The organism is Nonomuraea sp. NPDC047897 (assembly GCF_043204415.1).
GTDB lineage: Bacteria > Actinomycetota > Actinomycetes > Streptosporangiales > Streptosporangiaceae > Nonomuraea.
The window spans coordinates 37,059-60,726 of the sequence record NZ_JBIDCC010000001.1 but is presented as its reverse complement, the minus strand read 5'-3'; the positions used below and the strand labels follow the sequence as shown (position 1 = coordinate 60,726).

Genomic DNA, 23,668 nt, shown 5'->3' with positions numbered 1-23,668 from the left:
TACGCCATCCAGCCGCGAGGACTACTTGGAGTAGTACTCGACGATGAGCTGCTCCTGGACCTGGGTGTCGATCTGCTGCCGGACGGGCAGCTGGTGCACCAGGATGCGGAGCTTGTCGGGCACGACGCCCAGCCAGGCCGGGACCGTGCGCTCGCCGGCGGTGGCGCGGGCCACCTCGTACGGCAGAAGGTTGCGCTTGCTCTCGCGAACCTCGATGATGTCGTGCTCGCGCACGCGGTACGACGGGATGTCGACCTTCTTGCCGTTCACGGTGATGTGGCCGTGGCGGACCTGCTGGCGAGCGGCGTCACGCGACTGGGCGAAGCCGGCGCGGTAGACGACGTTGTCGAGACGGCTCTCCAGGATCTGGAGCAGCACCTCACCCGACTTGCCGCTCTTGCCCGCGGCCTCCTCGTAGTAGTTGCGGAACTGCTTCTCGAGGACGCCGTAGATGCGGCGGGTCTTCTGCTTCTCGCGAAGCTGAAGCTGGTACTCGGTCTCCTTGGGACGACCGCGACCGTGCTCACCCGGCGGGTAGGGGCGAATCTCGATGGGGCACTTGGCGGACTCGCACTTGCTGCCCTTGAGGAAGAGCTTGGTCTTCTCACGACGGCAGAGCTTGCAGTCCGCGCCCGTGTAACGAGCCATTTCTCAATCTCTCCTGGAATTCAGACGCGGCGGCGCTTCGGCGGACGGCAGCCGTTGTGCGGAACCGGCGTGACGTCCTGGATCGAACCCACCTCAAGGCCGGTGGCCTGGAGGGAGCGGATCGCGGTCTCACGGCCGGAGCCGGGACCCTTGACGAAGACGTCGACCTTCCGCATGCCGTGCTCCATGGCGCGGCGGGCGGCGTTCTCGGCGGCCATCTGAGCGGCGAACGGGGTGGACTTACGGGAGCCCTTGAACCCCACGTGGCCCGCGCTGGCCCAGGAGATCACGTTGCCGTTGGGGTCCGTGATCGAGACGATCGTGTTGTTGAACGTGCTCTTGATGTGGGCGTGCCCGTGAGCGACGTTCTTCTTCTCCTTGCGGCGCACCTTCTTCGGCGCACCCTGACGGCTCTTAGGAGGCATCCTTTGCCTTCACTCCTGAGGTGTTCGGTCTCGCGGCTGCGCGGACTACTTCTTACCGGGCTTCTTCTTGCCGGCCACGGTCTTCTTCTTGCCCTTGCGGGTGCGCGCGTTGGTCTGCGTGCGCTGGCCGTGGACGGGCAGGCCCTTACGGTGCCGGATGCCCTGGTAGCAACCGATCTCGATCTTGCGACGGATGTCGGCCTGAACCTCGCGGCGCAGGTCACCCTCGATCTTGAAGTTCGCCTCGATGTAGTCACGCATCGGGACGAGCTCGGTGTCGCTGAGCTGGTGCACGCGCAGGTCGCCGCTGACGCCCGTCGCCTCAAGGATCTCCTTGGCGCGGGTGCGGCCGATTCCGTAGATGTAGGTGAGAGCGATCTCCAGCCGCTTCTCGCGGGGGAGGTCGACGCCAACCAGGCGGGCCATGGTCGGGCATTCTCCTTCGGTGTGGCGGAGGTCTTGCGCCTCACTACCCCTCCCCATGCCCGGGGTGAGGGCCCCGGCCTCCGACCGGGGGTCTCCTGAGTGGTACGGCCCGCTGCCCCCGGGCCGGAACCCGGTGACGCCGCCTGCTCAGGTGTGACGCGCTATTACTGACTGCGGCTCCGCATGCGTCGAGCCCGCTCCCTGCTGGGGCGGACTCGGAGGAGCCTTGCGGCGACTAGCCCTGGCGCTGCTTGTGGCGCAGGTTGTCGCAGATCACCATGACGCGACCGTGCCGGCGGATCACCTTGCACTTGTCGCAGATCTTCTTGACGCTCGGCTTTACCTTCATTGTCCTTCGTGTTCCTCAGACGTCTTACTTGTATCGGTAGACGATCCGCCCACGACTGAGGTCGTAGGGGCTCAGTTCCACGACCACCCGGTCGTCAGGCAGAATCCGGATGTAGTGCATCCGCATCCGTCCGCTGATGTGGGCCAGGACCTTATGGCCGTTGTCGAGCTGCACCCGGAACATGGCGTTCGGGAGCGACTCGACCACAGTGCCCTCGATCTCGATGGCGCCGTCTTTTTTGGCCAAAATCCCTCGCGTTTCACTGATCGATCGTCTGAGGCTCCGGTTCACTAAGCAGCCGCGACCTCGCACTTCGAAGAGAGCGGCGACCGGCAAAGACCGCCGACGCGCGATGGTCATAGTGAGCCGACTAAGGAGTGTACGACACCTGAGCCTAAAACGCGAAATGCGTGCCAGGTGTCCTGACACAACCACGAATCAGTTTACCGCATCCGCCGCGTACCCACGCCCGTCCGCCCTTCCCGGCTTCCCCCGGTCAACGGCTTCCCTCCGGTCAACGGCTGCCGGACGGCGGGGCGCGGGCGGAAGGCCCGCCGGGCTTCCCGGCGGGCCTGTCGCGTCGTCCCTGTGTGCCGTGCCGTCACGGCCGCTTCCCAATGATCTCCGCACTGCGCCCCCGTGTGGCTGCCCCGCGGCTCGTAGGAGCCGGCAGTGCGAGGCGGCGGGCTCGGCCGGACGTCGTCATCCCGCGCGGACGTCAGCAGCCCGCGTGGCGGTCCGTGGAGATCAGTAGATGCGGTACACCTTGCCGCACGCGGTGAACTTCCCGCCCCAGCAGGTGTAGGTGTAGAGCTTCTTGATGCCCTTCTTGGACCAGGCGCCGGTGTGCGAGCCGTCCCACTTCAGGGCGAACTTGCCGCCGCCACCGCCGTGGAGCTCGTACCGGAACCAGACCCAGCCGGCCCGCTTCGTGAACTCCTTGCCGTACCACTTGGTGTGGACCTTGCCCTTCGACTTCCAGGTGTAGCCGTAGGTGTGGGCCTTGTGCCCGGCCGAGTAGAACTTGCCCCACTTGTGCACCGGCGCCGCCTGGGAGATGGCGACGGCGGGGGCGGTGGCGGCCTGAGCGGCGGGGGCGGTGAGCGCGAGGCCGGTGACCGCGGAGCCGGCGAGGGCGGCGGTGGCGATGAGCTTACGCATGTCTTCCTCCGATGAGGGGTGTCTGTTCGGACACCGCTCACGTTAGGAAGATTCGCCGCCGCGTTCTGTGGAGGAATGCGCAGAATGCACTAGTGCACACTCAGGACTTCTTCTTGTCCTCGTCGCCGCCGAAGATGCTGCTCACGAGCAGGATGACGCCCCACGGCCCCATCACCCACAGCGGCCAGGGGTAGATCATGTCGCCGGAGGAGACGCTGATGATCAGCCAGATGATCCAGTTGATGGAGCTGGCCATCGCCCAGGCGCCCCAGGCGGCGCGCATGCCGGCGTGCTGCTTCTTCTCGACGGACGTCTCCGACACCTTGGCCACCTGGCGCTGGCTCAGGTCCACGTCCGGCAGGTCGGCGGTCAGCCGGGCCAGCTCGCCCCGCGTCTTGCTCTTGTAGAGCAGTTCCAGCCGTTCGTTGAACTCGTCCATGGTGAGGCGCCCCACCGCGGTGTGCTCCCGGAGCACGGCGGCGACCCGGTCGCGCTCGACGTCGGAGGCTCGCATCTCGGGGCTCTGCGACATGCCCACCCTCCCCGGCTAGTTATGCAGTTGGGCCAGGCGCTCCGCGCCGCCGTCCAGGGCGGTCAGCACCCAAGGTCCATTATGTGTCACGGCGACGCTGTGCTCGAAGTGCGCGGACTGCTTACCGTCGATCGTCACGACCGTCCAGTCGTCGGCCAGCACGCGCGTCCGCTCGGTGCCCAGGTTGACCATGGGCTCGATGGCCAGGCACATGCCCTCCTCCAGGGAGGGACCCCGGCCAGGACGGCCGTGGTTGGCGATCCACGGTTCCATGTGCATCTCGGTGCCGATGCCGTGGCCGCCGTACTCCGGCGGGATGCCGTAACGGCCCTGCGACCGGACGTACTTCTCGATCTCGTGGCCGATGTCGGACAGCCGCCGACCGGCCGCGAGGGCGGCGATGCCCCGCCACATGGCCTCCTCGGTGACCCGCATCAGCTCGGTGAGCTTGGGATCGACCTCGCCGACGGGCACCGTCACCGCGGAGTCGCCGTGCCACCCGTCGAGGATGGCGCCGCAGTCGATGGAGATGATGTCGCCCTCGCGAAGCTTGCGGGCGTTCGTCGGGATGCCGTGGACCACCTCGTCGTTGACGGAGGCGCAGATCGTGGCCGGGAATCCCTGGTAGCCCTTGAACGACGGGATGGCTCCCTCGTCCCTGATGGCCTTCTCGGCGATGACGTCGAGGTCGAGCGGCGTCATGCCGGGCTCGACCACGCGCCTCAGCAGGTCCAGCGTGCGCCCGACGACAAGGCCGGCAGCGCGCATCTTGTCGAGCTGCTCGGCCGTCTTGATCTGAATTCCATGCCTGTTCTTCTTGAACACGTCTCGGCACCCCCAGGGTATGCAACGGGCGGACGCGGGAGCCCAATTCCCCCACAATAGCCGCGAGGTGGCACGAAAACTCGTGCCACCTCGGACAGTCGGTTCTTCCAGCTAACCCATGAACGGCCGGATGGCCTCCATCGCCCGCTGGGTGACCTCCTCGACCGGCCCCGTCGCGTCCACCCCGACCAGAATGCCCTCGTCGGCGTAGTAGGCGACGAGCGGGGCCGTCTGCTCCTGGTAGACCTCCAGGCGGTGCCGGATGGTCTCTTCCTTGTCGTCGTCACGCTGGAACAGCGAGCCGCCGCAGGCGTCGCACAGGTCGTCCTGCTTGTCGTCGAACTCGACGTGCCAGATGCGGCCGCACTGGCTGCAGGTGCGCCGCCCGGCCAGTCGCCTGACCACCTCGTCGTCGTCGACGACGAGTTCGAGCACCAGGTCGAGGGCCTGGCCCCAGTCCTTGAGCATGTCGCGCAGGATCTCGGCCTGCGGCACGTTGCGCGGGAAGCCGTCGAGCAGGAAGCCGTCCTGCGCGTCGTCCTCCGAGAGGCGGTCACGGACCATGGCGATGGTGACCTCGTCGGGCACCAGGTCGCCGCGGTCCATGTAGGTCTTGGCCAACTTGCCGAGCTCCGTGCCGCCAGAGACGTTGGCACGGAAGATGTCACCTGTCGAGATCTTCGGGATGGACAGGTTGGATGCGATGTACTGGGCCTGTGTCCCCTTTCCCGCTCCGGGGGGCCCGACCAGAACGAGACGCACTACCGCAGGAAACCTTCGTAGTTACGCTGCTGCAGCTGGCTCTCGATCTGCTTGACCGTGTCCAGGCCGACACCAACCATGATCAGAATGCTCGTCCCTCCGAACGGGAAGTTCTGGCTCGCACCGGCCACCGACAGCGCCACGATCGGGACCATGGAGATCAGCCCCAGATAGAGCGCGCCGGGCGCGGTGAGACGGGTGAGCACGAAGTTGAGGTATTCAGCCGTCGGCCGGCCCGGACGGATGCCCGGAATGAACCCACCGTACTTCTTCATGTTGTCGGCCACTTCAGGGGGGTTGAACGTGATGGACACGTAGAAGTACGTGAAGAACACGATCAACACGAAGAACGTGATCATGTAGATCGGCGTGTCGCCCGTGGCGAGGTTCTGCGAGATCCACTGCACGACGGCGTTGGGGTTCTCGGCGTTGGCGAACAACGAGGTCACCAACTGCGGCAGGTAGAGCAGCGACGAGGCGAAGATGACCGGGATGATGCCGGCCTGGTTGACCTTCAGCGGGATGTAGGTGGACGTGCCGCCGTACATCCTGCGGCCGACCATCCGCTTGGCGTACTGCACCGGGATGCGGCGCTGCGCCTGCTCCACGAAGACCACGGCGCCGATCATGAAGATGCCGACCACCATGACCACGGCGAAGGTGAACTTGTTGGCCTGGAAGATGTTGGCCAGCTCGGACGGGAAGATCGAGACGACGGAGGTGAAGATCAGGATCGACATGCCGTTGCCGACGCCACGGTCGGTGATGAGCTCACCCAGCCACATGATCACCGAGGTGCCGGCGGTCATGATGATGACCATCGTGACGATCTGGAAGACGTCGTCGGGGTTGATCAGCACGCTCTGCTGACAGTCGGGGAAAAGCTGACCGGAACGCGCGAGCGCGATGAAGGCGGTGGACTGCAGGACACCGAGGCCGATCGTCAGATAACGCGTGTACTGCGTGATCTTGGCCTGACCCGACTGCCCCTCCTTCTTCAGCGCCTCAAGACGTGGGATCACGACGACGAGCAACTGCAGGATGATGCTCGCGGTGATGTACGGCATGATGCCGAGCGCGAAGATCGACAGCTTCAGCAGCGCGCCGCCGCTGAAGAGCTGCACCATCCCGTAAATGTTGCCGGCTTCGCCGGTGCGGGCCTGGTCGTAACAGGCGGCGAGATTTTCGACGTGAACGCCTGGAGTCGGAAGAACCGAGCCAAGGCGGAACAGCGCGATGATGCCCAGAGTGAAGAGCAACTTGTTGCGCAGGTCCGGCGTCCGGAACGCCCGGGTAAACGCGGTCAGCACGGTCCCTCCTGCGCGCCTTTACGGCGATGTGAGTATGCGATGGAGCGGGGATCTGCCATCTGAAGTCTCAGGTACAAACGAGCAGGACAGAATCCTGCCGTCTCGCGAACTCTAACGCACTACGGGCGTGGAGGCCCATTGTCAGGGCCTCCACGCCTCGTCATAGCGAAACTACAGCTCGGTAACGGAGCCACCAGCAGCGGCGATCTTCTCCTTCGCGGCGGCCGAGAAGGCGTGCGCCTGCACGTTGACCGCGACGGAGATCTCGCCGGTGCCCAGCACCTTGACGAGCTGGTTCTTGCGAACAGCACCCTTGGCGACCAGCGTCTCGACGGTGACGTCGCCACCCTCGGGGAACAGCTCGCCGAGCCTGTCCAGGTTGACGACCTGGTAGGTCGTCTTGAACAGCGCGTTCGAGAAGCCCTTGAGCTTCGGCAGACGCCTCTGCAGCGGCACCTGGCCACCCTCGAACCCGAGGTGGACCCCGGTGCGCGCCCTGGTGCCCTTGGTGCCGCGACCGGCCGTCTTGCCCTTGGACGCCTCGCCGCGACCCTTACGGATCTTGGCCTTGTTGGCGCCGGGGGCGGGACGCAGGTCGTGAATCTTGAGCGGAGCCTTGTCAGTCATGACTAGTCGACCTCTTCCACCTCGACGAGGTGCGTCACCACGGCGACCATCCCGCGAATCTCGGGACGGTCCTCCTTGACGACGACATCGCCGATTCGCTTCAGGCCAAGCGAACGCAGCGAGTCACGCTGGTTCTGCTTGCCACCGATCTTCGAGCGAACCTGAGTGATCTTCAGGCGTGCCATGACTAGCTCACCGCCTTCGCCGCGGCGGCCTCGGCGAGGCCCTCGCGCTGAGCCTTGAGCATCCGGGCCGGCGCGACGTCCTCGATCGGCAGGCCACGGCGGGCGGCGATCTCCTCGGGCCGGGAAAGGCCCTTCAGAGCCGCCACGGTGGCGTGCACGATGTTGATCGGGTTGTCGGAGCCCAGCGACTTGGAGAGCACGTCGTGGATGCCGGCGCACTCCAGGACCGCGCGCACCGGGCCACCGGCGATGACGCCGGTACCGGCCGAGGCCGGACGCAGGAAGACGACACCGGCCGCCTCCTCGCCCTGCACGGTGTGCGGGATCGTGCCCTGGATGCGAGGCACCTTGAAGAAGTGCTTCTTCGCCTCTTCGACGCCCTTGGCGATGGCCGCGGGCACTTCCTTGGCCTTGCCGTAGCCGACGCCGACCAGGCCGTTGCCGTCACCGACGACGACGAGGGCGGTGAAGCTGAAGCGACGACCACCCTTCACGACCTTGGCCACTCGGTTGATCTTCACTACGCGCTCGATGTACGAGACGCCCTTGTCGGCGGCGCCACCGCGGCGATCGTCACGACGGTCCCGCCGCTCGCCACCGGTGCCGCCACCGCGACGCGGAGCTGCAGCCATCAGTGGTTCCTCTTCTCAGTTGCCATCAGAACTCGAGCCCGCCTTCGCGGGCGCTGTCCGCCAGAGCCGCGATGCGACCGGCGTAGCGGTTGCCACCGCGGTCGAAGACGACCGCCGTGATCCCGGCTTCCTTGGCCCGCTGAGCGAGGAGCTCGCCGACCTTCTTGGCCTTCTCCGTCTTGTCGGCCTCGAGCGAGCGCAGCGCGGGGTCCATGGTGGACGCGCTGACCAGCGTGTGGCCGACGGTGTCGTCCACGATCTGGACGAACATGTGACGGGTCGAACGGTTGACGACCAGACGCGGACGCGCGGTCGTGCCGACGACGTTCTTGCGGACGCGGCGGTGACGGCGGGCCCGCGAGACGGTGCGGGCAGCCGTGTGCTTGCTGAACGCAGTCTTCGGAGCCATGCCTACTTACCAGCCTTTCCGACCTTGCGGCGGATCTGTTCGCCCTGGTAGCGCACGCCCTTGCCCTTGTACGGGTCGGGCTTGCGCAGCTTGCGGATGTTGGCCGCGACCTCGCCGACCTTCTGCTTGTCGATGCCGTCCACGTGGAACAGGGTCGGCTTCTCGACGCGGAAGGAGACGCCCTCGGGGGCGTCCACGATGACCGGGTGACTGAAGCCCAGCGCGAACTCCAGCTGCGTCGGGCCCTTGGCCTGGACGCGGTAACCGACACCGACGATCTCCAGGGTCTTGGAGTAGCCCTGGGTGACGCCCTGCACCATGTTGGCGATGAGCGTCCTGGACAGGCCGTGCAGCGCACGGACCTTGTTCTCGTCGTTGGGGCGGGTGACGGCGATGGAGCCGTCGTCGTCCCGAGCCACCGTGATGGGCTCGGCGACCGTGTGAGAAAGCGTGCCCTTCGGGCCCTTGACCTGGACATCGCGGCCGTTGATCGTGATGTCTACGCCGTTGGGCACAGGGATGGGCAGCCGTCCGATTCGCGACATGCTGTGTTCCTCCCCTCTACCAGACGTAGGCGAGGACTTCCCCGCCCACACCACGCTTGCCGGCCTGCTTGTCCGTCATGAGACCGTGGGACGTCGAGATGATCGCGACGCCCAGCCCTCCCAGGACGCGGGGCAGGTTGTCCTTCTTCGCATAGACCCGCAGACCGGGCTTCGACACCCGGCGCAGGCCCGACAGCGACCGCTCACGGGTCGGCCCGAACTTGAGCTCCACCACGAGGTTCTTGCCAACCTTGGCGTCCTCGACGGTCCAAGCCTGGATGTAACCCTCCTGCTGGAGGATCTCGGCGATGTGCGCCTTGATCTTGGAGTACGGCATCGACACGCTGTCGTGGTACGCCGAATTCGCGTTGCGCAGACGCGTGAGCATGTCTGCGATCGGGTCGGTCATCGTCATGGCCAGTGGCCTTCCTCGCCGCGGTTTCCAGTCGGCCAAGCTTCCAGTGCCTGAGCACTGCTCTGCCGGTGGACCTTCGGCGCGGTCGTGGGCGCTCCGCGTCGGAGCACCCTGGGTTTGACAGTGAATATGTACGGCCCGCTGAGCAGCGACCGCTTGGGGGCGACGTGGCCGCCGCCCCCAAGACTAGCTACCAGCTGGACTTGGTGATGCCAGGCAGCTCGCCCCGGTGCGCCATCTCACGGAAGCACACGCGGCACAGGCCGAACTTCCGGTAGACGGCACGCGGCCGGCCACAGCGGGAGCACCGCGTGTAGGCCCGGACCTCGAACTTCTGCTTGCGCCCCGCCTTGGCGATCAGCGACTTCTTCGCCATGATCAGGCCTCCTTGAAGGGGAACCCGAGGAGCTTCAGCAGCGCCCGGCCCTGGTCGTCGTTCTTCGCGGTGGTCACGATCGTGATGTCCATGCCTCGCGGCCGGTCCACCTTGTCCTGGTCGACCTCGTGGAACATGACCTGCTCGGTCAGACCGAAGGTGTAGTTGCCGTTGCCGTCGAACTGCTTGGGCGACAGGCCGCGGAAGTCCCTGATGCGGGGCAGCGCCAGCGACAGCAGCCTGTCGAGGAACTCCCACATGCGGTCGCCGCGGAGCGTCACGTGCGCACCGATCGGCATGCCCTCGCGCAGCTTGAACTGGGCGATGGACTTGCGGGCGCGGACGACGGCCGGCTTCTGCCCCGTGATCACGGTCAGGTCGCGAACGGCGCCCTCGATGAGCTTGGAGTCACGAGCCGCCTCGCCGACACCCATGTTGACCTTGATCTTCACCAGGCCGGGGATCTGCATGACGTTCTCGATGCCGAACTGCTCACGAAGCTGGGCCGCGATCTCCTCGCGGTACTTCGTCTTGAGGCGCGGCGTCGGACGCTCGGTCTCTGTGGTCGTGGCGGTCATCAGCTGTCCTCACCCGTCTCGTCGGCCTTCTTCTCGTCGGCCTTCTTGTCGGCGGGCTTGTCGTCCTTGAGCTTCTTCACGTTGCTCACATGGATGGGGCCCTCCATGGTCTGCACGCCGCCCGTCTTGGCGCCGCGCGGACCCTGGTGGGTCTCCTTGCCATGCTTGGTGATCATGTTGACGCCCTCGACCACCACACGCTCGTCGGCGGGGTGGGTGGCGATCACGCGACCCTTGGCGCCCTTGTTCTTGCCGGCGATGACCTGGACCAGGTCACCCTTCTTCACGTGCAGCTTCGACATCACAGCACCTCCGGCGCGAGCGAGATGATGCGCATGAACTTCTTGTCACGCAGCTCACGGCCGACCGGGCCGAAGATACGGGTGCCGCGAGGGTCACCGCTGTCCTTGATGATGACGGCGGCGTTCTCGTCGAAACGGATGTAGGAGCCGTCGGGCCGGCGGCGCTCCTTGACCGTGCGGACGATGACGGCCTTGACCACATCGCCCTTCTTGACGCCCGTGCTGCCGGGCAGCGCGTCCTTGACAGTGGCGACGATGACGTCGCCGATACCGGCGTAGCGTCGGCCCGAGCCACCGAGAACACGGATGCAGAGAATCTCCTTGGCACCCGTGTTGTCGGCGACCTTGAGCCGCGACTCCTGTTGGATCACGTTCTACTCCTGTTAGTCGCGCCGGTTCTCACTCACGTGAGCCTGGCGGAACCTGCTGTTGTCTTGGTCCTCCGGCCACAGCCCCCGAAGGGGGCCGCACCGCAGGCGACGCGAGGGGTCTCACGTCCTTGGACACCGTCATGGGGGGTGTCTCCACCCCCCACGAGGCGCGGTATATCCGAGAAGGGTTACTTGGCCTTCTCGAGGATCTCGACGACCCGCCACCGCTTGGTGGCCGACAGCGGCCGAGTCTCCATCAGAAGCACACGGTCGCCCACGCCGCAGGCGTTGGACTCGTCGTGCGCCTTGTACTTGGTCGTACGGCGGATGACCTTGCCGTACAGCCGGTGCTTCACCCGGTCCTCGACGGCGACGACGACGGTCTTGTCCATCTTGTCGCTGACGACCAGGCCCTCGCGGACCTTGCGGAAGTGACGCCCTTCGGCGGTCTCCTCAGCGGCCTGGGTGGTCTCGGTGGTCTCGGTCTCAGCCATCGCTCGTCTCCTTCTCGACCGTGACGATGCCGAGCTCACGCTCGCGCATCACGGTGTAGATACGGGCGATCTCGCGGCGGACAGCACGCAGCCGCCCGTGGCTCTCCAACTGACCGGTCGCCGCCTGGAAGCGGAGGTTGAACAGTTCCTCCTTGGCTTCCTTCAGCTTCTGGACCAGGGTGTCCTGGTCCTCCACTCGCAGCTCGCCGGCGGTCAGGCCCTTAGCCATCACGCCTCACCCATTTCACGCTTAACGATCTTGCACTTCATCGGCAGCTTGTGGATCGCGCGCTGAAGCGCCTCGCGCGCGATCGGCTCCGCCACGCCGGACAGCTCGAACATCACGCGTCCGGGCTTGACGTTGGCGATCCACCACTCGGGCGAACCCTTACCGGAACCCATGCGGGTCTCGGCAGGCTTCTTGGTGAGCGGACGGTCGGGGTAGATGTTGATCCACACCTTGCCGCCACGGCGGATGTGACGGGTCATCGCGATTCGGGCGGACTCGATCTGGCGGTTGGTCACGTACGAGTGCTCAAGCGCCTGGATGCCGAATTCGCCGAACACGACCCTCGTGCCGCCCTTGGCGGCTCCGCTGCGGTCAGGCCGGTGCTGCTTGCGGTGCTTGACCCTGCGCGGGATCAGCATGGTCAGCTCCCTTCAGCACCCGGCTGCGCAGCCGGGCCGGTCTCGGGGGCGGCCTGCGCGGCCGCCTCGGTCCTGGGGGCGCGGTCGCCGCGGCCGCCACCACGGCGGGCGCCACCGGCGCCACCGCGACGGGGACGGTCGCCGCCACCCCTACGGTCGTCACGCTCGCGACGCTGGCCGGCGCGAGCACCGGCGGCGGCCGCCTCACGCTCGGCGCGGCTGGTCGCGGCCTCACCCTTGTAGATCCACACCTTCACGCCGATGCGGCCGAAGGTGGTGCGGGCCTCGTAGAAGCCGTAGTCGATGTCCGCGCGGAGGGTGTGCAGCGGCACGCGGCCCTCGCGGTAGAACTCCGACCTCGACATCTCGGCGCCGCCCAGACGACCCGAGCACTGCACCCGGATGCCCTTGGCGCCGCTCTTCATGGCCGACTGCATGGCCTTGCGCATGGCACGCCGGAACGACACGCGGCTGGAGAGCTGCTCGGCGACACCCTGCGCGACGAGCTGGGCGTCGATCTCGGGGTTCTTCACCTCGAGGATGTTGAGCTGGACCTGCTTCTTGGTCAGCTTCTCCAGGTCGCCGCGGATGCGGTCGGCCTCCGCGCCGCGGCGGCCGATGACGATGCCCGGACGCGCGGTGTGGATGTCGACCTGGACGCGGTCGGTCGTGCGCTCGATCTCCACCTTGGAGATGCCGGCCCGCTCCATGCCCTTCTGCAGCATGCGACGGATCGCCACGTCCTCGGCGACGTACGACTTGTACAGCTTGTCGGCGTACCACCGGCTCTTGAAGTCGGTCGTGATGCCGAGGCGGAACCCGTGCGGGTTAACCTTCTGGCCCACTATCGGGTCCTTCCCTTCGGCTCGCGGGACTCCACGATCACGGTGATGTGGCTCGTCCGCTTGTTGATCCGATAGGCACGACCCTGGGCACGCGGACGGAACCGCTTCAGCGTCGGGCCCTCGTCGACCCACGCGCGGCTGACGACCAGCGTCTGAGGGTCGAGATCGAAATTGTGCTCTGCGTTCGCCATGGCGCTGGAGAGCACCTTGTAGATCGGCTCGCTCGCCGTCTGGGGAGCGAACTGCAGCACGGCCTGCGCCTCCGAAGCGGGCAGCCCGCGAATAAGGTCCACCACGCGGCGGGCCTTCTGGGGCGTGACGCGGACGAACCGCGCCTGAGCCCTGGCTTCCATCGCTTACTCCTCTTACTTCTGAAGGCTGCTATCGCCGGCTGCGGCGGTCTTCCTTGACGTGGCTGCGGAAGGTGCGCGTCGGGGCGAACTCTCCCAGCTTGTGGCCGATCATCGACTCGGTGATGAACACCGGGACGTGCTTGCGGCCATCGTGAACGGCGATCGTGTGCCCGAGCATGTCAGGCACGATCATGGAGCGCCGCGACCACGTCTTGATGACGTTCTTGGTGCCCTTCTCGTTCTGGGCGTCCACCTTCTTGGCGAGGTGGTCGTCCACGAAGGGACCCTTCTTAAGGCTACGTGGCATTTCGGCTGCTCCTACCGCTTCTTCCTCTTGCTCCGACGTCGGATGATCAGCCGGTCGCTGGCCTTGTTCGCCTGGCGGGTACGGCCCTCCGGCTTGCCCTTGGGGTTGACCGGGTGACGACCACCGGAGGTCTTGCCCTCACCACCACCGTGCGGGTGGTCGACGGGGTTCATCGCGACACCGCGGACGGTCGGGCGCTTGCCCTTCCACCTCATGCGGCCGGCCTTGCCCCAGTTGATGTTGGCCTGCTCGGCGTTGCCGACCTGGCCGACCGAAGCCCGGCAGCGCACGTCGACCATGCGCATTTCGCCGGACGGCATACGCAGCGTGGCGTACTGGCCTTCCTTCGCGAGCAGCTGGATCTGGGCGCCCGCGGAGCGGCCGAGCTTGGCGCCGCCGCCCGGACGGAGCTCCACCGCGTGGATGAAGGTACCGGTCGGGATGTTGCGCAGCGGCAGGCAGTTGCCCGGCTTGATGTCGGCCGCGGGGCCGTTCTCGATGCGGTCGCCCTGCTTGAGGCCGGTCGGCGCGATGATGTAGCGCTTCTCGCCGTCGGCGTAGTGCAGCAGAGCGATGTTGGCGGTGCGGTTGGGGTCGTACTCGATGTGAGCGACCTTCGCCGGGATGCCGTCCTTGTCATGCCTCCGGAAGTCGATGATCCGGTAGGCGCGCTTGTGACCGCCGCCCTGGTGGCGCGCGGTGACCCGGCCGTGTACGTTGCGGCCGCCCTTGTTGTGAAGGGGCGCAAGCAGCGACTTCTCGGGCGTGCTGCGCGTGATCTCGGAGAAGTCCGAGACACTCGAGCCACGGCGACCCGGAGTCGTCGGCTTGTACTTACGGATGCCCATCTTTTTCGTTCATCCTTCGTCGGTTACATGGGTGAGCCCGCCGCACCGAAGTGCGACGGTCTCTGCCCGCTACGGACCATGCGGCCCGCTTTACATCTGTGGCTGTCAGCCGATCTGACCGAAGATGTCGATCCGATCGCCCTCGACCAGGCTCACGATCGCGCGCTTGGTGTCGGGACGCTTGCCGAAGCCGGTGCGGGTGCGCTTGCGCTTGCCCTGCCGGTTGATGGTGTTCACGCTGGTGACCTTGACCCCGAAGATCTGCTCAACAGCGATCTTGACCTGGGTCTTGTTCGCGGTCTTCTTCACCAGGAACGTGTACTTGTTGTTCTCATCGATCAGGCCGTAGCTCTTCTCGGAGACGACGGGCTTGATGATGATGTCGCGCGGGTCGACGACCCTCTCCATGCTCATCAGGCGTCTTCCTTCTCACTCTGCTCGGCCGACCCCGCCGACAGACGCGCCACGACCTGGTCGTACGCCTCCTGGGTGAAGACCACGTCGTCGTGGACGAGCACGTCGTAGGTGTTGAGCTGCCCCGCGTCCAGCAGGTGGACCTCGGGAGCGTTACGCAGGCTCATCCAGGTCAGCTCGTCGGCCTCGTCGACCACGACGAGCACGGTCCGAGCCTGAGTGATCTTGCGAAGGGCCTGCAGCGCGGCCTGCGTCTTCGGCGTCTCGCCGGTGACCAGGCTGCTCACCACGTGCACGCGACCGCTGCCGGCCCGGTCGGAGAGGGCACCGCGCAGGGCGGCGGCCTTCATCTTCTTGGGGGTGCGCTGCGAGTAGTCACGCGGGACCGGGCCGTGGACGACGCCACCGCCGGCGAACTGCGGGGCGCGGGTCGAACCCTGACGGGCGCGGCCGGTGCCCTTCTGACGGTACGGCTTCTTGCCGCCGCCTCGAACCTCACCACGGGTCTTGGCCTTGTGGGTGCCCTGCCGGCGAGCGGCGAGCTGGGCCACGACGACCTGGTGGATGAGGGGAACGTTGACCTTGGCGCCGAAGATGTCTTCGGGCAGGTCGACGGTGCCGGTCTTGGCGCCGCTGGCGTCGAGGACGTCAATGGTGGTCACTTGGCAGCCCCCTTCTTGGCAGCGGTGCGGACGAGGACCAGGCTGCCGTTGGCACCGGGGATCGCACCCTTGATCAGGATGAGGCCCTTCTCGGCGTCAACGGAGTGAACCTTGAGGCTCTGCACGGTGGTGCGGACGTTACCCATCCGACCGGCCATGCGCAGACCCTTGAAAACGCGGCCCGGGGTGGCGCAGCCACCGATGGAACCCGGCGAGCGGTGCTTGCGCTGCGTACCGTGCGACGCGCCCAGACCACCGAAGCCGTGCCGCTTCATGACACCGGCGAAGCCCTTGCCCTTGCTCTTGCCCGTCACGTCGACGAACTGGCCGGCCTCGAAGGTGTCGGCCAGCAGCTCCTGGCCCAGGGTGTAGTCGCTCGCGTCGTCGGTGCGGATCTCCGCGAAGTAACGGCGCGGGGTGATGTCGTGCTTGCGCAGGTAGTCGCCGAGCGGCTTGTTGACCTTCCGGGGGTCGACCTGCCCGTAGCCGAGCTGGACCGCGGAGTAGCCGTCCTTCTCTGCCGTGCGGACGCGGGTCACCACACACGGACCGGCCTCGACCACGGTGACCGGAACCATCCGGTTGTCCGCGTCGAAGACCTGGGTCATGCCGAGCTTCTTGCCCAGGACGCCCTTGATCGTCTTAGCCATGTCAGTGTGATCCCTCAGAGCTTGATCGAAATGTCGACGCCCGCGGGGAGGTCGAGCCGCATGAGCGAGTCGACGGTCTTGGGCGTCGGGTCGATGATGTCAATCAGCCGCTTGTGCGTGCGCATCTCGAAGTGCTCGCGGCTGTCCTTGTACTTGTGCGGCGAGCGGATGACGCAGTACACGTTCTTCTCGGTCGGCAGCGGCACCGGGCCCGCGACCTTCGCGCCAGTCCGCGTCACCGTCTCGACGATCTTCTTGGCCGAGCTGTCGATGACCTCGTGGTCATAGGCCTTGAGCCGAATGCGGATCTTCTGTCCCGCCATAGTGGCCTCGGTGTCCTTCGCTGTCGTCTGAAAAAGTATCGTGCGGCCTGTTGCCGCTGTAGTGCTGCGGGCGCGAGCCCGCGAGGCTCCACGTAGCAGACGCAGTCGATCTGCCTTTTCTTCCGTGATCCGGCAGTTACTTCGGTCACGTCCGAAGCGACTGCGAGATCACGGCTTTGGCCGTGGAGCCGGGGCGGGAGCCGGAGCTCCCTCCCCTCGTGGTGTGGCGGCCGGCCCTGTCTCCGGGGCCGACCGCCACCCCGCGATCGTGCTACTTGATGATCTTCGTGACCCGACCGGCGCCGACGGTGCGGCCACCCTCACGGATCGCGAACTTGAGGCCTTCCTCCATGGCGATGGGCTGGATCAGCTCAACGCGCATCTCGGTGTTGTCGCCCGGCATGACCATCTCGGTGCCCTCGGGGAGGTGCACGACACCGGTCACGTCAGTCGTACGGAAGTAGAACTGCGGGCGGTAGTTGTTGAAGAACGGCGTGTGGCGGCCGCCCTCGTCCTTGGACAGGATGTAGACCTGGCCCTCGAACTCGGTGTGCGGGGTGGTCGTGCCCGGCTTGATGATGCACTGGCCGCGCTCGACGTCGTCGCGCTTGATGCCGCGGAGCAGCAGGGCGGCGTTGTCGCCCGCGTGACCCTCGTCGAGCATCTTGTTGAACATCTCGATGCTGGTGACGGTGGTGGTCGTCTTCTCGGGCTTGATGCCGATGATGTCGACCTGCTCGTTGACCTTGACGATGCCGCGCTCGATACGGCCGGTGACGACGGTGCCGCGACCGGTGATCGAGAAGACGTCCTCGACCGGCATGAGGAACGGCTTCTCCGTCTCACGCGGCGGCTCGGGCACGCTCTCGTCGACGGCGTTCATCAGCTCGATGATGCTGTCGGCCCACTTCTCGTCGCCCTCAAGAGCCTTGAGCGCGGAGACGCGGACGACCGGCAGGTCGTCGCCGGGGAACTCCTGAGCGGACAGGAGCTCGCGGACCTCGAGCTCGACGAGCTCCAGGATCTCCTCGTCGTCCACCATGTCGGACTTGTTGAGCGCCACGACGATGTAGGGGACGCCGACCTGGCGGGCCAGGAGGACGTGCTCCTTCGTCTGCGGCATCGGGCCGTCGGTGGCGGCGACCACGAGGATCGCGCCGTCCATCTGGGCGGCACCGGTGATCATGTTCTTCACGTAGTCAGCGTGACCGGGGCAGTCCACATGGGCGTAGTGGCGCTTCTCGGTCTGGTACTCGACGTGCGCGATGGAGATCGTGATACCGCGAGCCTTCTCCTCGGGCGCCTTGTCGATCTTGTCGAACGGCGTAGCCTTGTTCAGCTCCGGGAAACGGTCGTGAAGCACCTTGGTGATCGCCGCGGTCAGCGTGGTCTTGCCGTGGTCGATGTGCCCAATGGTGCCGATGTTCATGTGCGGCTTGGTCCGCTCGAACTTGGCCTTGGCCACTGGTTCTCTCCTTGAGAATCTCTGACTTTCGTCTACACACTCGGGCCCGGGTAATCCCGAATCCCTGGACGGCCGGGCGGCTCACACCACCCAGCCAGGGGCCGAGGCCCCATTGGCGGCCGGCCGCCGGTCTCCCGGCGTCCGGCCATGGGGTCCCGAGACTATTCGCCCCGGGCCTTCGCGACGATCTCCTTGGCGATGCCCGGAGGCACCTCAGCGTAGGAGTCGAACTGCATGCTGAAGCTCGCGCGCCCCTGCGTATTGCTACGCAGGTCATTCACGTAACCGAACATCTCAGACAGCGGCACGAGCGCGTTGACGACACGGGCACCGGCCCGCTCGTCCATCGCCTGGATCTGCCCGCGGCGACCGTTGAGGTCACCGATGACGTCTCCCATGTAATCCTCGGGCGTGGTGACCTCAACGGCCATCATCGGCTCGAGGAGCACAGCGTCAGCCTTGCGCGCGGCCTCCTTGAAGGCCATCGAGCCGGCGATCTTGAAGGCCATCTCGGAGGAGTCGACGTCGTGCGCCGCACCGTCGGTCAGCGTCACCTTCACGCCCACCATCGGGTAGCCGGCCAGCACGCCGAACTCGGCAGCCTCCTGGGCGCCCGCGTCGACCGAGGGGATGTACTCCCTCGGGACACGGCCACCCGTGACCTTGTTCTCGAACTCGTAGCCGTCGTTGCCGTCGCCCAGCGGTTCGAGGTTGATGATGACCCGCGCGAACTGACCGGAACCACCGGTCTGCTTCTTGTGGGTGTAGTCGATCTTCTCCACCTTACGGCGGATGGTCTCGCGGTAGGCGACCTGCGGACGGCCGACGTTGGCCTCGACCTTGAACTCGCGCCGCATGCGGTCCACGAGGATCTCGAGGTGAAGCTCGCCCATGCCCCAGATGACCGTCTGGCCGGTCTCCTCGTCACGGCGGACCTGGAAGGACGGGTCCTCCTCGGCCAGCCGCTGGATCGCGGTCGACAGCTTCTCCTGGTCGCCCTTGGTCTTGGGCTCGATGGCGACGTTGATGACCGGGGCCGGGAACGTCATCGACTCGAGCACGACCTGGTGGGCCGGGTCGGACAGGGTGTCACCGGTGGTGGTGTCCTTCAGACCCATCACGGCCACGATCTGACCGGCGATCGCCGACGGGCGCTCCTCGCGCTTGTTGGCGTGCATCTGGTAGATCTTGCCGATCCGCTCCTTGCGGCCCTTCACAGAGTTGACGACCTGCGAGCCGGACTCGAGCGTGCCCGAGTAGATGCGGATGTAGGTGATCTTGCCCAGGTGCGGGTCGCTGGCGATCTTGAAGGCCAGGGCGGAGAACGGCTCGGTCGGGTCCGCGTGCCGCTCGACCACCTGCTCCTCGTTGCCGACCGCGTGACCCTTGAAGGCCGGGATGTCGGTCGGCGCGGGGAGGTAGGCGACGATCGCGTCGAGCAGGGGCTGCACGCCCTTGTTCTTGAACGCGGTGCCGCACAGGACCGGGTTGACGGCGCTGGCCAGCGTGGCGCGGCGCAGGGCCGCGACCAGCTGCTCCTCGGTGGGCTCGGTGCCCTCCAGGAAGAGCTCCATCAGCTCGTCGTCGTTCTCGGCGACGGTCTCGACCAGCCTGTCGCGCCACTCGCGAGCGGCCTCGGCGTGGTCGGCCGGGATGTCGACGGTGTCGTACATCTCGCCCTTGGCCGCCTCGGCGCTCCAGACGAAGGCCTTCATCTGGATCAGGTCGATGACGCCCTTGAAGTCGGACTCGACGCCCAGCGGCAGCTGGATGACCGCCGGGGTCGCGCCCAGGCGGCTGACCATCATGTCGACGCAGCGGTGGAACTCCGCGCCGACCCGGTCCATCTTGTTCACGAAGCAGATGCGGGGCACGTCGTAGCGGTCAGCCTGGCGCCACACCGTCTCCGACTGCGGTTCGACACCCGCGACACCGTCGAACACGGCGACGGCACCGTCGAGGACGCGGAGCGAGCGCTCCACCTCGATGGTGAAGTCGACGTGGCCGGGCGTGTCGATGATGTTGATGGTGTGACCGGCCCACTCACAGGTCGTCGCGGCCGACGTAATCGTGATGCCGCGCTCCTGCTCCTGCTCCATCCAGTCCATCGTGGCAGCGCCCTCGTGGACTTCACCGATCTTGTAGTTGATGCCGGTGTAGAACAGGATGCGCTCGGTCGTGGTGGTCTTGCCCGCGTCGATATGGGCCATGATCCCGATGTTGCGGACCTTGGCCAGGTCAAGAGCGGTCGTGGTGGCCACTTCTCTCGCGTCCTCGTCGTCTCGTCGAACCCGCCGGGGTTACCAGCGGTAGTGGGCGAAGGCCTTGTTGGACTCGGCCATCTTGTGGGTGTCCTCACGCTTCTTGACACTCGCCCCGAGGCCGTTGCTGGCGTCCAGGAGCTCGTTCATGAGGCGCTCGGTCATGGTCTTCTCGCGGCGGGCGCGGGAGTACTGCACCAGCCAGCGCAGGGCCAGGGTGGTGCTGCGCGCGGCGCGCACCTCGACTGGCACCTGGTAGGTCGCGCCACCGACACGACGGCTGCGAACCTCGAGGGTCGGCTTGACGTTGTCGAGCGCGCGCTTGAGGGTGACGACGGGGTCGTTGCCCGTCTTCTCCCTGCAGCCCTCGAGGGCGCCGTAGACGATCGACTGCGCGATGGAGCGCTTGCCGTCCAGGAGCACCTTGTTGATCAGGGCGGTCACCAGCGGCGAGCTGTAAACCGGGTCAGCCATGAGCTGACGACGGCCAGGAGAACCCTTGCGAGGCATAGTTAGCTCTTCTCCTTCTTCGCGCCGTAACGGCTACGGGCCTGCTTGCGGTTGCGGACACCCTGGGTGTCCAGCGAGCCACGGATGATCTTGTAGCGAACACCCGGCAGGTCCTTCACACGACCGCCACGCACGAGCACGATGGAGTGCTCCTGCAGGTTGTGGCCCACACCGGGGATGTAAGCCGTGACCTCGATGCCGTTGGTGAGCCGGACACGGGCCACCTTGCGCAGTGCCGAGTTGGGCTTCTTGGGGGTGGTGGTGTAGACGCGCTGGCACACGCCGCGCCGCTGCGGACTCCCCTTGAGGGCAGGAGTCTTGGTCTTGGAGACCTTGTCCTGCCGGCCCTTGCGGACCAACTGCTGAATAGTGGGCACTGCCACTCCGTTTCGTGCCTTGGCCGGTGTTACGTCAGTTGTGGTGCGTTTCGCAGGTACTGCCGGTGTCATGACCTGCTGGTTTTTCTCGACTCGGTGCCCCCGCGCTCGGGCGTGTCGCGCTGTTCACGCAGACGTCCCGCGGAGTTTACGAGCGAGGAAGCCGTCCTACGCCCGTAAGGAGCGCACGACCGAGGGCCCGCTTACGACGGGCACGAAGCACAAGACTACCCAGGCCTCTGCGACACGTCAAAGCGGCGCGGTAAAGCGTACACGGCTTGCCACTCCGGGACGCCGAGACTGTTTTCGTCAGTGCCCGGCCACGGCTCCGTACCCATGATATCGGGACAGGGGGGTGATCTGTGACCGGTTCGTGAGACTGCCGAGGTCGCCGAGGCTCCGAGCGCGAGCGACGTTCGCACCGTCGCGCCGATGTTCCCGACGATCCTTCACTCCGTCGGGAACGACGCCGCCCACGCGTGGCGACCCCGGGCAGCCGATGGTCAGGCCGGCATGGGGCGCAGCGGGTCCTCAGGGCTGGGACGCAGGTGGGCCATGGCCGCCTGGAGCGTCTCGTCCCGCCCGGCGCGCACCGCGGAGAGCGTGAGCGGGACCACCGTGTCGGGGACGATCCCCTTCCGCTGCACGGTGCCGCCGTCCGGGTGGCGTACCGAGAAGCCGCTGAACATGACGACGCTCTGCCCGGGGAGCCGGACGTCGGTGACGTTGCCCACGGCCCCGCTCGTGGCGGTGCCGAAGACGCGCGCCCGGCCCTGCGCCGCGCCGAGAATCATGAGGCACACGACCTCTCCCTGACTGATGGTGGACTCGTCCACGAGTACGGCGACGCGGCCTTCGTACGAGCGGCCGGGGTCGGCCGGTTCGATGTGGAAGAGCCGATCACGGACCACGTCCGAGGTATGGCCCGGCGAGTCCGGGGCCGGATAGGCATGGCGGGCGTACGGGACACGGCGGCCCGTCAGGCGTGAGGCGAGTTGCGGACCGGCGTTGCCCGGATAGCCCCGCAGATCGATGACGAGGCCGGGAAGCCGCTCCACTTCCTCGAACGCCTGCTCCGCCTGGCTGGCGGCGAGCCTGACGAGGTCGATGTAGCCGACACCTTCCGTGAGCTCTCCGAAGACCGGCAGGTGTGAGCGGTACGTGAGCTGCTTCGGCGGTGTCCGGGGGATCACGACGGTCGACGGCGCCTGCCCGGCCCGCTCGATCACCAGTGTGGCCGTGCTTTCCGCCGGGCCGGTCAACAGCAGGGAGTCCACCGCGTTCTCCAGGGCCTGCGGAGTCGAGGCCGACAGGTACCGGCCGAGGAACGCCCGCCGTTCCGCGCAGGGCGTGCCGTCGACGACAGTGACCACATCCCCGACGGCCAACTCCGGTTGCGAGCTCTGCACGACGACGGTGCGCCCTTCCACCAGCCGCACCATCGCGTCGATCCCGGTCGGGCCGCCCAGGGACTCGAGCCACGCGGGACTCATCACCTGGGCGTGCGAGTCGTGCAGCCAGGTCGTGAGCACGCCTGTCGCGCGTGCGTAGTCCCGCTCGTCACGGGCCTCCTCGAACAGCGGGAGCGCCGCGGCGAACGCCTCGTCCCAGGGACGGTCGCACAACTCGTGATAGGGGAAGAACCAGCGCGCGGCGCACCACAGTTTCATCAGGCCGAGCAGCCGGTACTCACGCTCCGGGAAGGCGGTGTCCGGAGCGGCCGGGCCCGGCGGGAGTCCCCACGTCGGCAACGCCGAGGGGGCGGGTGGGGCGGACATCAGTGTCCGGACCGCCGCGGAGATCCCGTCAGCCGGGTCGGCCAGCAGATCCGGCCCGCCGTCCAGGCCGACGTACTCGTGTGTGCGCACCCGGACCCGGGTCCCCTCGGGCAGGGCGAGCACCGTACCCGGCGCCTGGGCGGCCGGCCCCGCGGCGTGGACCAGCCGAGCGCGACCGGCCTGCCGCAGGGCCAGCGCGTGGGCGTAACCGGGCTCGTTGGCGTCCCCGACCACCAGTGCCAGCGGGATGTCCGAAGGGGGGCCCGGCTGCGGGCGGAGGCTCCCGCCGACCGCGGTCAGGAGCCCGTCACGGTGCTCGGTGATGTTCTCGCCGGCCTCGGGCCGCAGCCCGAGGGACTGCCGGCTGCGGGTCATCGCGAGTGGCGTCTCCTCTCCGATGAAGTGCCCCAGCAGGTACGGCAACGCGGAGAACTGGAACAGGCGAGTGGTGCCCCGCAGGTCGATCACCAGCCGCGGCGCCCGGAGCCCCTCGCTGATCATGCCGTGGAGCACGCTGAAGAGTTCCCCGCCCGGCGGCACCTTCCTGAACTCCGCGGTCGCGAGCACGCACGTCCCGTCGTCCAGCCGGCGAAGCGCGGGCGGCCGTTCCGGGTCCGTCACGTCGCGGGAGCCCGGCTCGCTCACCACCGCGGTGCACGGGTCGTCCAGCAGGCCCAGCAGGTGCTCGATGGCGGCTCGGCCGTCGAGAGCCGCGCCGCCGGCCCAGTGCTTTCGCAGCGTCTCGGCCAGCGCCTCGTCCCAGGCGGCCTCCCGGCCGAACACGCCGGGGTGGAAGTGCCGTACGGCCCCCCAGACGGTCGCGAGCGCGCGCGCCGCGTCGGCCCGGCTCATGAG

At 66.9% G+C, this 23,668-nt stretch carries 36 protein-coding genes; all 36 read right to left on the bottom strand.

Features of this window, described 5'->3' with window-relative positions; all coding sequences use genetic code 11:
* Positions 1–21: 21 nt before the first annotated feature.
* The 36 genes from rpsD to ACGF0J_RS00125 all read right to left on the bottom strand — a co-directional run bounded on the left by rpsD (position 22) and on the right by ACGF0J_RS00125 (position 23,665).
* The gene (gene rpsD / locus ACGF0J_RS00300) at positions 22–648 is read right to left on the bottom strand and encodes a 30S ribosomal protein S4 (RefSeq protein WP_185088199.1); all 627 of its coding nucleotides are present in this window, start codon (positions 646–648) and stop codon (positions 22–24) included.
* Between the two features lie 20 nt (positions 649–668).
* Positions 669–1,073, bottom strand: a complete 405-nt coding sequence (rpsK, locus tag ACGF0J_RS00295; RefSeq protein WP_020542285.1) for a 30S ribosomal protein S11 — start codon at positions 1,071–1,073, stop codon at positions 669–671.
* Between the two features lie 45 nt (positions 1,074–1,118).
* On the bottom strand, positions 1,119–1,499 hold the full coding sequence (gene rpsM / locus ACGF0J_RS00290) for a 30S ribosomal protein S13 (protein WP_080043219.1): 381 nt from the start codon (positions 1,497–1,499) through the stop codon (positions 1,119–1,121).
* A 235-nt stretch (positions 1,500–1,734) separates the two neighbouring features.
* On the bottom strand, positions 1,735–1,848 hold the full coding sequence (gene rpmJ / locus ACGF0J_RS00285) for a 50S ribosomal protein L36 (protein WP_003956441.1): 114 nt from the start codon (positions 1,846–1,848) through the stop codon (positions 1,735–1,737).
* A 24-nt stretch (positions 1,849–1,872) separates the two neighbouring features.
* Positions 1,873–2,094 (bottom strand): translation initiation factor IF-1, encoded by a 222-nt coding sequence (gene infA, locus ACGF0J_RS00280; protein ID WP_012887858.1) that lies wholly within the window; start codon positions 2,092–2,094, stop codon positions 1,873–1,875.
* 501 nt (positions 2,095–2,595) lie between these two features.
* The gene (locus ACGF0J_RS00275; protein ID WP_393140707.1) at positions 2,596–3,009 is read right to left on the bottom strand and encodes a hypothetical protein; all 414 of its coding nucleotides are present in this window, start codon (positions 3,007–3,009) and stop codon (positions 2,596–2,598) included.
* 100 nt (positions 3,010–3,109) lie between these two features.
* Positions 3,110–3,541, bottom strand: a complete 432-nt coding sequence (locus ACGF0J_RS00270) for a DUF1707 domain-containing protein (RefSeq protein ID WP_393140705.1) — start codon at positions 3,539–3,541, stop codon at positions 3,110–3,112.
* A gap of 15 nt (positions 3,542–3,556) precedes the next feature.
* Complete coding sequence (map, locus tag ACGF0J_RS00265) at positions 3,557–4,366, bottom strand: type I methionyl aminopeptidase (protein ID WP_393140703.1); 810 nt, start codon at positions 4,364–4,366, stop codon at positions 3,557–3,559.
* A 111-nt stretch (positions 4,367–4,477) separates the two neighbouring features.
* Entirely contained in the window at positions 4,478–5,128 is a 651-nt protein-coding gene (locus ACGF0J_RS00260; RefSeq protein WP_393140701.1) for an adenylate kinase, read from the bottom strand.
* Positions 5,128–6,438, bottom strand: a complete 1,311-nt coding sequence (gene secY / locus ACGF0J_RS00255; RefSeq protein WP_393140699.1) for a preprotein translocase subunit SecY — start codon at positions 6,436–6,438, stop codon at positions 5,128–5,130. The genes ACGF0J_RS00260 and secY overlap by 1 nt, the downstream gene beginning before the upstream one ends.
* Positions 6,439–6,609: 171 nt before the next feature.
* Positions 6,610–7,065 (bottom strand): 50S ribosomal protein L15, encoded by a 456-nt coding sequence (gene rplO / locus ACGF0J_RS00250; RefSeq protein ID WP_393140697.1) that lies wholly within the window; start codon positions 7,063–7,065, stop codon positions 6,610–6,612.
* Positions 7,066–7,067: 2 nt separating this feature from the next.
* Positions 7,068–7,250 carry a 50S ribosomal protein L30 gene (rpmD, locus tag ACGF0J_RS00245; RefSeq protein ID WP_020542293.1) on the bottom strand — a complete coding sequence of 61 codons (183 nt, stop codon included), beginning with the start codon at positions 7,248–7,250 and terminating at the stop codon, positions 7,068–7,070.
* A gap of 2 nt (positions 7,251–7,252) precedes the next feature.
* Positions 7,253–7,882 carry a 30S ribosomal protein S5 gene (rpsE, locus tag ACGF0J_RS00240; RefSeq protein ID WP_091090115.1) on the bottom strand — a complete coding sequence of 210 codons (630 nt, stop codon included), beginning with the start codon at positions 7,880–7,882 and terminating at the stop codon, positions 7,253–7,255.
* 25 nt (positions 7,883–7,907) lie between these two features.
* Entirely contained in the window at positions 7,908–8,291 is a 384-nt protein-coding gene (gene rplR / locus ACGF0J_RS00235) for a 50S ribosomal protein L18 (protein ID WP_101783552.1), read from the bottom strand.
* A gap of 2 nt (positions 8,292–8,293) precedes the next feature.
* Complete coding sequence (gene rplF, locus ACGF0J_RS00230) at positions 8,294–8,836, bottom strand: 50S ribosomal protein L6 (RefSeq protein ID WP_393140695.1); 543 nt, start codon at positions 8,834–8,836, stop codon at positions 8,294–8,296.
* A 16-nt stretch (positions 8,837–8,852) separates the two neighbouring features.
* Entirely contained in the window at positions 8,853–9,251 is a 399-nt protein-coding gene (gene rpsH / locus ACGF0J_RS00225) for a 30S ribosomal protein S8 (protein ID WP_080043229.1), read from the bottom strand.
* Between the two features lie 190 nt (positions 9,252–9,441).
* Entirely contained in the window at positions 9,442–9,627 is a 186-nt protein-coding gene (locus tag ACGF0J_RS00220) for a type Z 30S ribosomal protein S14 (RefSeq protein ID WP_020542298.1), read from the bottom strand.
* 2 nt (positions 9,628–9,629) lie between these two features.
* The gene (gene rplE / locus ACGF0J_RS00215; RefSeq protein ID WP_101783550.1) at positions 9,630–10,205 is read right to left on the bottom strand and encodes a 50S ribosomal protein L5; all 576 of its coding nucleotides are present in this window, start codon (positions 10,203–10,205) and stop codon (positions 9,630–9,632) included.
* On the bottom strand, positions 10,205–10,507 hold the full coding sequence (gene rplX, locus ACGF0J_RS00210; RefSeq protein ID WP_393140693.1) for a 50S ribosomal protein L24: 303 nt from the start codon (positions 10,505–10,507) through the stop codon (positions 10,205–10,207). The genes rplE and rplX overlap by 1 nt, the downstream gene beginning before the upstream one ends.
* Positions 10,507–10,878, bottom strand: coding sequence for a 50S ribosomal protein L14 (rplN, locus tag ACGF0J_RS00205; RefSeq protein WP_026214151.1), 372 nt, complete (start codon positions 10,876–10,878; stop codon positions 10,507–10,509). The genes rplX and rplN overlap by 1 nt, the downstream gene beginning before the upstream one ends.
* Positions 10,879–11,066: 188 nt before the next feature.
* The gene (rpsQ, locus tag ACGF0J_RS00200) at positions 11,067–11,372 is read right to left on the bottom strand and encodes a 30S ribosomal protein S17 (RefSeq protein ID WP_101783548.1); all 306 of its coding nucleotides are present in this window, start codon (positions 11,370–11,372) and stop codon (positions 11,067–11,069) included.
* Positions 11,365–11,601 (bottom strand): 50S ribosomal protein L29, encoded by a 237-nt coding sequence (gene rpmC, locus ACGF0J_RS00195; RefSeq protein WP_080047279.1) that lies wholly within the window; start codon positions 11,599–11,601, stop codon positions 11,365–11,367. The genes rpsQ and rpmC overlap by 8 nt, the downstream gene beginning before the upstream one ends.
* Positions 11,601–12,020 carry a 50S ribosomal protein L16 gene (gene rplP / locus ACGF0J_RS00190; protein WP_393140691.1) on the bottom strand — a complete coding sequence of 140 codons (420 nt, stop codon included), beginning with the start codon at positions 12,018–12,020 and terminating at the stop codon, positions 11,601–11,603. Before rplP ends, rpmC begins: the two co-directional genes overlap by 1 nt.
* A 2-nt stretch (positions 12,021–12,022) precedes the next feature.
* Positions 12,023–12,865: a 30S ribosomal protein S3 gene (rpsC, locus tag ACGF0J_RS00185; protein ID WP_393140689.1), complete on the bottom strand. Its 843-nt coding sequence runs from the start codon at positions 12,863–12,865 to the stop codon at positions 12,023–12,025.
* Complete coding sequence (rplV, locus tag ACGF0J_RS00180; RefSeq protein WP_175587900.1) at positions 12,865–13,218, bottom strand: 50S ribosomal protein L22; 354 nt, start codon at positions 13,216–13,218, stop codon at positions 12,865–12,867. Before rplV ends, rpsC begins: the two co-directional genes overlap by 1 nt.
* Positions 13,219–13,246: 28 nt before the next feature.
* Entirely contained in the window at positions 13,247–13,525 is a 279-nt protein-coding gene (rpsS, locus tag ACGF0J_RS00175; protein WP_127939591.1) for a 30S ribosomal protein S19, read from the bottom strand.
* Between the two features lie 11 nt (positions 13,526–13,536).
* Complete coding sequence (gene rplB / locus ACGF0J_RS00170; protein ID WP_101783543.1) at positions 13,537–14,373, bottom strand: 50S ribosomal protein L2; 837 nt, start codon at positions 14,371–14,373, stop codon at positions 13,537–13,539.
* Positions 14,374–14,478: 105 nt separating this feature from the next.
* Positions 14,479–14,781, bottom strand: coding sequence for a 50S ribosomal protein L23 (gene rplW / locus ACGF0J_RS00165; RefSeq protein ID WP_219601697.1), 303 nt, complete (start codon positions 14,779–14,781; stop codon positions 14,479–14,481).
* A 5-nt stretch (positions 14,782–14,786) separates the two neighbouring features.
* Complete coding sequence (gene rplD / locus ACGF0J_RS00160) at positions 14,787–15,449, bottom strand: 50S ribosomal protein L4 (protein WP_393140687.1); 663 nt, start codon at positions 15,447–15,449, stop codon at positions 14,787–14,789.
* Positions 15,446–16,099 (bottom strand): 50S ribosomal protein L3, encoded by a 654-nt coding sequence (gene rplC / locus ACGF0J_RS00155; RefSeq protein WP_393140685.1) that lies wholly within the window; start codon positions 16,097–16,099, stop codon positions 15,446–15,448. Before rplC ends, rplD begins: the two co-directional genes overlap by 4 nt.
* A 14-nt stretch (positions 16,100–16,113) precedes the next feature.
* Positions 16,114–16,422, bottom strand: coding sequence for a 30S ribosomal protein S10 (gene rpsJ, locus ACGF0J_RS00150; protein WP_012887830.1), 309 nt, complete (start codon positions 16,420–16,422; stop codon positions 16,114–16,116).
* 271 nt (positions 16,423–16,693) lie between these two features.
* The gene (gene tuf, locus ACGF0J_RS00145; RefSeq protein WP_393140683.1) at positions 16,694–17,887 is read right to left on the bottom strand and encodes an elongation factor Tu; all 1,194 of its coding nucleotides are present in this window, start codon (positions 17,885–17,887) and stop codon (positions 16,694–16,696) included.
* Positions 17,888–18,048: 161 nt separating this feature from the next.
* On the bottom strand, positions 18,049–20,097 hold the full coding sequence (gene fusA / locus ACGF0J_RS00140) for an elongation factor G (RefSeq protein WP_393141814.1): 2,049 nt from the start codon (positions 20,095–20,097) through the stop codon (positions 18,049–18,051).
* Between the two features lie 90 nt (positions 20,098–20,187).
* Positions 20,188–20,658 carry a 30S ribosomal protein S7 gene (gene rpsG, locus ACGF0J_RS00135; protein WP_020542314.1) on the bottom strand — a complete coding sequence of 157 codons (471 nt, stop codon included), beginning with the start codon at positions 20,656–20,658 and terminating at the stop codon, positions 20,188–20,190.
* 2 nt (positions 20,659–20,660) lie between these two features.
* Positions 20,661–21,035, bottom strand: a complete 375-nt coding sequence (gene rpsL, locus ACGF0J_RS00130; protein ID WP_020542315.1) for a 30S ribosomal protein S12 — start codon at positions 21,033–21,035, stop codon at positions 20,661–20,663.
* Between the two features lie 503 nt (positions 21,036–21,538).
* A complete protein-coding gene (locus ACGF0J_RS00125) occupies positions 21,539–23,665 on the bottom strand; it encodes a S41 family peptidase (RefSeq protein ID WP_393140681.1) in 2,127 nt (708 codons plus the stop codon).
* Positions 23,666–23,668 lie beyond the last annotated feature (3 nt).

Excerpts from the sequence above, each read along its gene's own strand:
- rpsD (WP_185088199.1), bottom strand. The coding sequence starts at position 648 with ATGGCTCGTTACACGGGCGCGGACTGCAAGCTCTGCCGTCGTGAGAAG.
- rpsK (WP_020542285.1), bottom strand. The coding sequence starts at position 1,073 with ATGCCTCCTAAGAGCCGTCAGGGTGCGCCGAAGAAGGTGCGCCGCAAG.
- rpsM (WP_080043219.1), bottom strand. The coding sequence starts at position 1,499 with ATGGCCCGCCTGGTTGGCGTCGACCTCCCCCGCGAGAAGCGGCTGGAG.
- rpmJ (WP_003956441.1), bottom strand. The coding sequence starts at position 1,848 with ATGAAGGTAAAGCCGAGCGTCAAGAAGATCTGCGACAAGTGCAAGGTG.
- ACGF0J_RS00275 (WP_393140707.1), bottom strand. The coding sequence starts at position 3,009 with ATGCGTAAGCTCATCGCCACCGCCGCCCTCGCCGGCTCCGCGGTCACC.
- ACGF0J_RS00270 (WP_393140705.1), bottom strand. The coding sequence starts at position 3,541 with ATGTCGCAGAGCCCCGAGATGCGAGCCTCCGACGTCGAGCGCGACCGG.
- rplO (WP_393140697.1), bottom strand. The coding sequence starts at position 7,065 with ATGACTGACAAGGCTCCGCTCAAGATTCACGACCTGCGTCCCGCCCCC.
- rpmD (WP_020542293.1), bottom strand. The coding sequence starts at position 7,250 with ATGGCACGCCTGAAGATCACTCAGGTTCGCTCGAAGATCGGTGGCAAG.
- rpsE (WP_091090115.1), bottom strand. The coding sequence starts at position 7,882 with ATGGCTGCAGCTCCGCGTCGCGGTGGCGGCACCGGTGGCGAGCGGCGG.
- rplR (WP_101783552.1), bottom strand. The coding sequence starts at position 8,291 with ATGGCTCCGAAGACTGCGTTCAGCAAGCACACGGCTGCCCGCACCGTC.
- rplF (WP_393140695.1), bottom strand. The coding sequence starts at position 8,836 with ATGTCGCGAATCGGACGGCTGCCCATCCCTGTGCCCAACGGCGTAGAC.
- rpsH (WP_080043229.1), bottom strand. The coding sequence starts at position 9,251 with ATGACGATGACCGACCCGATCGCAGACATGCTCACGCGTCTGCGCAAC.
- ACGF0J_RS00220 (WP_020542298.1), bottom strand. The coding sequence starts at position 9,627 with ATGGCGAAGAAGTCGCTGATCGCCAAGGCGGGGCGCAAGCAGAAGTTC.
- rplE (WP_101783550.1), bottom strand. The coding sequence starts at position 10,205 with ATGACCGCCACGACCACAGAGACCGAGCGTCCGACGCCGCGCCTCAAG.
- rplX (WP_393140693.1), bottom strand. The coding sequence starts at position 10,507 with ATGTCGAAGCTGCACGTGAAGAAGGGTGACCTGGTCCAGGTCATCGCC.
- rpsQ (WP_101783548.1), bottom strand. The coding sequence starts at position 11,372 with ATGGCTGAGACCGAGACCACCGAGACCACCCAGGCCGCTGAGGAGACC.
- rpmC (WP_080047279.1), bottom strand. The coding sequence starts at position 11,601 with ATGGCTAAGGGCCTGACCGCCGGCGAGCTGCGAGTGGAGGACCAGGAC.
- rplP (WP_393140691.1), bottom strand. The coding sequence starts at position 12,020 with ATGCTGATCCCGCGCAGGGTCAAGCACCGCAAGCAGCACCGGCCTGAC.
- rplV (WP_175587900.1), bottom strand. The coding sequence starts at position 13,218 with ATGGAAGCCAGGGCTCAGGCGCGGTTCGTCCGCGTCACGCCCCAGAAG.
- rpsS (WP_127939591.1), bottom strand. The coding sequence starts at position 13,525 with ATGCCACGTAGCCTTAAGAAGGGTCCCTTCGTGGACGACCACCTCGCC.
- rplB (WP_101783543.1), bottom strand. The coding sequence starts at position 14,373 with ATGGGCATCCGTAAGTACAAGCCGACGACTCCGGGTCGCCGTGGCTCG.
- rplW (WP_219601697.1), bottom strand. The coding sequence starts at position 14,781 with ATGGAGAGGGTCGTCGACCCGCGCGACATCATCATCAAGCCCGTCGTC.
- rplC (WP_393140685.1), bottom strand. The coding sequence starts at position 16,099 with ATGGCTAAGACGATCAAGGGCGTCCTGGGCAAGAAGCTCGGCATGACC.
- rpsJ (WP_012887830.1), bottom strand. The coding sequence starts at position 16,422 with ATGGCGGGACAGAAGATCCGCATTCGGCTCAAGGCCTATGACCACGAG.
- fusA (WP_393141814.1), bottom strand. The coding sequence starts at position 20,097 with ATGGCCCATATCGACGCGGGCAAGACCACCACGACCGAGCGCATCCTG.
- rpsG (WP_020542314.1), bottom strand. The coding sequence starts at position 20,658 with ATGCCTCGCAAGGGTTCTCCTGGCCGTCGTCAGCTCATGGCTGACCCG.
- ACGF0J_RS00125 (WP_393140681.1), bottom strand. The coding sequence starts at position 23,665 with ATGAGCCGGGCCGACGCGGCGCGCGCGCTCGCGACCGTCTGGGGGGCC.